Annotated in this window: 4 protein-coding genes and 1 pseudogene; 3 read left to right on the top strand and 2 right to left on the bottom strand. The window is 66.7% G+C overall.

Annotation, left to right across the window (positions count from 1 at the left end):
* The coding region (locus H7290_RS02730) for a hypothetical protein (RefSeq protein WP_290512481.1) at positions 1 to 248 on the bottom strand (248 nt) is incomplete at its 3' end.
* Entirely contained in the window at positions 245 to 1327 is a 1083-nt protein-coding gene (locus tag H7290_RS02725) for an anti-sigma factor antagonist (protein ID WP_290512480.1), read from the bottom strand. The genes H7290_RS02730 and H7290_RS02725, both read right to left, overlap by 4 nt.
* Positions 1328 to 1526: 199 nt before the next feature.
* On the opposite strand from H7290_RS02725, the gene H7290_RS02720 reads away from it, so the two are divergent.
* The 3 genes and pseudogenes from H7290_RS02720 to H7290_RS02710 all read left to right on the top strand — a co-directional run.
* Entirely contained in the window at positions 1527 to 2291 is a 765-nt protein-coding gene (locus H7290_RS02720; protein ID WP_290512479.1) for a GAF and ANTAR domain-containing protein, read from the top strand.
* Positions 2288 to 2794, top strand: coding sequence for a DUF1003 domain-containing protein (locus H7290_RS02715; RefSeq protein ID WP_290512478.1), 507 nt, complete (start codon positions 2288 to 2290; stop codon positions 2792 to 2794). The genes H7290_RS02720 and H7290_RS02715 overlap by 4 nt, the downstream gene beginning before the upstream one ends.
* Positions 2795 to 2864: 70 nt before the next feature.
* Positions 2865 to 3444 (top strand): annotated as a pseudogene (locus H7290_RS02710) (transposase); the annotation flags it as partial.
* Positions 3445 to 3583: the final 139 nt, after the last annotated feature.

The following is a 3583-nucleotide window of genomic DNA, read 5'->3' as shown; positions in this document are numbered from 1 at the left end:
GTGTCGTCGGTGTCTTCGGAATAGGGGACCGGGTGGTTACGGCCCAGTTCGGTGAACCGTTCGTTGAGGGCATGGGCGATGCGGTCGTGATCGGGGTCGGTCGCGACCATCGCGCCGTGACAGACGGCCTCCATTTCCAACGCTGGGCTCATGCCCCCGAGGGCGAAGTACCGCACCCACAGGTCGTGCTGGCTCAATCCGGCGTCTTGGCGGGCGAGGTCCAGAAAGTTGTGCGGCGGTGTCGTCACGGGGTGCCGTCCAGACGGTCGAGGGTCTGGGAGGAACCACGGCGGGCGCTTGCGGTAGCTCGGATCACTTCCTGGCAGATCCCGAGCAGGGGTTTGCTGGTGCGACGGCTGATGCCGATCAGGAAGCGGTGCGCGGCATCCGGGCTGAGGTTTTGGCGAGTCATGATGACGCCTTGCGCGAGGGCGATGACCTCCCGCGATTGCAGCGCTTCGTGGATCTGATCGCCGACTGACGCGGCGGTCAACGTCGCGGTCGATGTGGCGTTGGCCGCGACGAGGACGTGGGAGGCCTCCTGGGCGAACTGGGTGGCCCATTGCTGCTCGTGGGAGGCGAGGGCTTCGGGGGCGCGGCTGTAGACGTTGAGCGCCCCTAGAGGGTGGTCAGCGGCCATCAGTGGCGTGGACATGATGCTTTCGATGCCTCGGGCGCGGGCGCGGGGGACGAACTGTGGCCATCGACTTTCCGACTCGAGGTCAGTGGAGTGAAACAGGTCCCCGTGGGTCGCGGCATCCAGACAAGGGCCTTGGCCGGTGTCGTACTGGTCGTGGTCCATCTGCAGCACCACGTCGTCGCTGGCAGCAACGGTCCGCAACCGACCGTCGCGGGGCAGGGTGATGCTGACCCCGTCCGCTCCGGCCATCACGGACTGGCTCATGACGACGACGAGCTTGAGCGCGCAGTCGAGGACTGCCCGGGTGAGTGGGAGGCCGGCTGCCGCTGCCAGGTCAGCCGTCAGCAGCCCATCGGCGGTGGTGGCGGGTTCGACATGCAAGGCATCGGTCAGGGCGGTGATCTGGAAGAGCCTGCGCAGCGACAGGGGTGCTGAACGCACCGACAGTTGCCTGCCGGACTCGCGCAGATCGTTGCTGGCAGCCACGAGCAGTCCGAGGCCTCGGGCGTCGCAGAACGACACTAGGGCCATGTCAACGACAACGGACGCCGCACCCGTGGTGACCGCTTGCTGGAGCGCGTCGTGCAGCAGCGGCGCGCTGTGCAGGTCGAGTTCCCCAGCGAGCATGACGACCGTTGGGCCGTCGTTGACCTGCACAGCCACGGTGAACAACGGCGCTTCCGTCACGGCGACACGACAGGGTGAAGCGAGCGGGAGACTGCCCCAGACTCGGCAGGATGCCCACAGCGCGGGTGAACCGACGGGCACAACTCGAACGACCAGACACACATGGCGGGGCAGGCCTAACGTGAGGGCGGGCCGAATCCTCACGTGTCGAAGACAATATGGACTGTACGCGCCTTTCCCTCCCAGCGAGAGCAGTCCCATGAACGGTCACGAACAGCCTGGCACCGATGAGATCTCGTCACACGAAGCTGCCCTGGACCCCGGCACCGATCTCGCAGGGCACCTGGCAGACATCGCCACCGTCCTGCTAGCCCCTGGCGCGGTCACGGCAGCGGAGCGCATCGTGTCGCTCGCGTCGCAGACCATGGACAGCTGCGACGACGCCGGCCTGTGCGATGCCAGCACGCAGCGCAGCCATCTGGTGCCCTCGGCACTGATGGCCGCGCTGGAGCGGCTCCAGACCGACGTAGGACAGGGTCCCTGCGCGGACGCCCTTGGTGGGCTGGCGTTGGTCTACGTCCCGGACCTTCTGGACGACCAGCGCTGGCCGCTGTTCTCACCCGCGGCCGCCCGGCTCGGGATGCGCAGCGCCCTTGCCTACCGGCTTCAGGTAGAGGGCGAAACGCTCGGAGCGTTGCAGCTCTACGCCCACCTACCCGGGGCGTTCAACGCCCGCGAGCGAGCCCAAGGACTCATCTTCGCCACCTACGCGGCCCTCGCGCTGACGTTGGCCCGCGACCGACAGGCCGAGGAGAGCCGCATCGAAAACCTCCAAACCGCCCTCACCTCACGTGAGATCATCGGCCAAGCCCAGGGGATCCTTATGGAACGCGAACGGATCACCGCCGACCAAGCCTTCCAGCTACTGCGGCTCTCCTCCCAACACCTCAACCGCAAACTCCGCGATGTCGCCCAATACATCGTCGACACCGGCACGATTGGGCCCGAGGCCACCAGAAAGTGAAGCCTCAGACCGGCAAGAGGCCGACCAGGCCAGCCCACCACCGCTCACCCGCCAACCAATCCCGACACGACGACCTCCCCCTCGGTGCCCGGGTCGCCGACAGGGTCACGGCGGTCTTCGGTTCCTGGGGGTTCATCCTCATCCAGACCGGCCTGATCGCGGTCTGGCTCACCTACAACGGCTACGCCGCCCTGCACTACCTGCACAGCAAAGAGTTCGACCCCTACCCTTTCATCCTGCTAAACCTGCTGTTCTCTACCCAAGCCGCCTACGCCGCCCCCCTGATCCTGCTCAGCCAAAACCGCACCGCCGAACGAGACCGCATCAAAGCCGAACACGACTTCGACGTGAACGTGCTGGCCCTCCGAACCTTGGCGGAACTGCTCGGTGACGCCCACGACGAGAAGGCGCAACAAGCGCTCCGCGCAAGGATCGACGAACTCCTCGGCGTAGACTCTGATGCCGCACCGGCGAACAACAGCAACAACCAGACCCTGGCCTGACCCCGGTTCGTTGACCCGGTTCGGGTGAGAGTCTTGCCGCCCACGTTGTGGGCAGGAAGGCTCGGTGACCATGGCCACCAGGAAGAGGCACTCCTCGGAGCAGGTCGTCCGGAAGCTGTCGATGGCCGACCGGATGCTCGGCGAAGGCAGAGATGTCGCCGATGTGTGCCGGGAGCTCCAGGTCTCGGAGCAGACGTACTACCGGTGGCGCAACCAGTTCGGCGGGTTGAAGGCAGACGACGCGACACGGCTCAAGGACCTTGAGCGGGAGAACTCCACCCTCACACGGCTCCTCGCCGATGCGGAGCTGGAGAAGGCCGCGCTCAAGGAGATCGCCCGGGGAAACTTCTGAGCCCGTGGCAACGCCGGGGGGCCGTGCACCACCTGATCACGACGATGGGCGTGGCCTAGGGAGCCTGGTCGAACGCTCCGTCACCGCCGACACTCTCATCGACGAACTCGACAACCTCGCCCTGGCCCGCGGCTACCCCCCGGTCCTGCGCTGCGACAACGGACCCGAGCTGGCATGCGGGGCGATGGCCGACTGGGCCGGTGAACGCGTCGGACTGTCGTTCATCCCGCCCGGAGAACCCTCGCGCAACGGCTACGTCGAGGCCTTCAACGGCCGGCTCGCATGCCTCTGGGTCAGCCGGGCCTGACGTCGTACCGGTCGGCCATCATGACCTTGTCCCAGACCCTGACGAAGTCGCGTACGAACAGCGCGTGACCGTCGCTGCCGGCGTAGGCCTCGGCCACGGACCGCAGCTGGGTGTTCGAGCCGAACAGCAG

This window comes from Aeromicrobium sp. (genome assembly GCF_014378035.1).
Taxonomy (GTDB): domain Bacteria; phylum Actinomycetota; class Actinomycetes; order Propionibacteriales; family Nocardioidaceae; genus Aeromicrobium.
The sequence above is the reverse complement of the archived record's forward strand: the minus strand, read 5'-3'. Positions and strand labels throughout refer to the sequence as shown.